The following is a 743-nucleotide window of genomic DNA, read 5'->3' on the forward strand; positions in this document are numbered from 1 at the left end:
GAGGTCTACGACCGGTACATGAAGTACCTGACCGGCTGCGCGAAGTTGTTCCGTGCGGGCTACACCGACGTCAATCAGTTCACGCTGGAGAAGTAACCGGCCCAGTAAAGCAATCGGCCCCGAACGGTTCACCGTTCGGGGCCGACTTGTCCCGCCCTACTTGACCAACGTGAATTGCCCCACATTGGTGACACCCTTGCGGAACAACTTCGCGCAGCCGGTCAGGTACTTCATGTACCGGTCGTAGACCTCCTGGGACTGGATGGCGATCGCCTGCTCGCGATTGGCCTCGAGTGCCTCGGCCCACAGGTCCAAGGTCCTGGCGTAGTGCAGCTGCAGCGACTGGACGCGGGTCAGGTCGAAGCCCGCGGTCACTCCGTACTCGCCGACGGTCTGCGGCGTCGGCAGCCAACCGCCGGGGAAGATCTCGGCCAGGATGAACTGCGAGAACTGCACGATTTCGTGGGTCAGCTTCAGGCCCTTGGCCCGCGCGTCTTTGAACGACGGCCGAACGATGGTGTGCAGCAACATCACTCCGCCGGGCGGCAGCGCCTGGTAGGCCATTTTGAAGAAGCGGCCGTAGCGCTGCCGGCCGAAGTGCTCGAACGCGCCGATGGACACGATGCGGTCCACGGGCTCGTGGAACTTCTCCCAGCCCTCCAGCAGCACCCGCCGGCTGCGGGGGGTGTCCATCTGATCGAAGGACTGCTGCACGTGCTCGGCCTGGTTTTCCGACAGCGTGA

2 protein-coding genes are annotated in these 743 nt (G+C 63.8%); one reads left to right on the plus strand and one right to left on the minus strand.

Translation table 11 applies throughout. The features are described 5' to 3' along the window. The coding region (locus A5622_RS28790) for a class I SAM-dependent methyltransferase (protein WP_197507913.1) at positions 1-96 on the plus strand (96 nt) is incomplete at its 5' end. 60 nt (positions 97-156) lie between these two features. Here the strand turns inward: A5622_RS28790 and A5622_RS00005 are convergent. Further along, positions 157-743 (minus strand): class I SAM-dependent methyltransferase (locus tag A5622_RS00005; protein ID WP_066875869.1); only part of this gene is annotated, 587 nt, incomplete at its 5' end.

It is taken from the genome of Mycobacterium sp. 1245801.1 (genome assembly GCF_001673055.1).
Classification (GTDB): domain Bacteria; phylum Actinomycetota; class Actinomycetes; order Mycobacteriales; family Mycobacteriaceae; genus Mycobacterium; species Mycobacterium europaeum_A.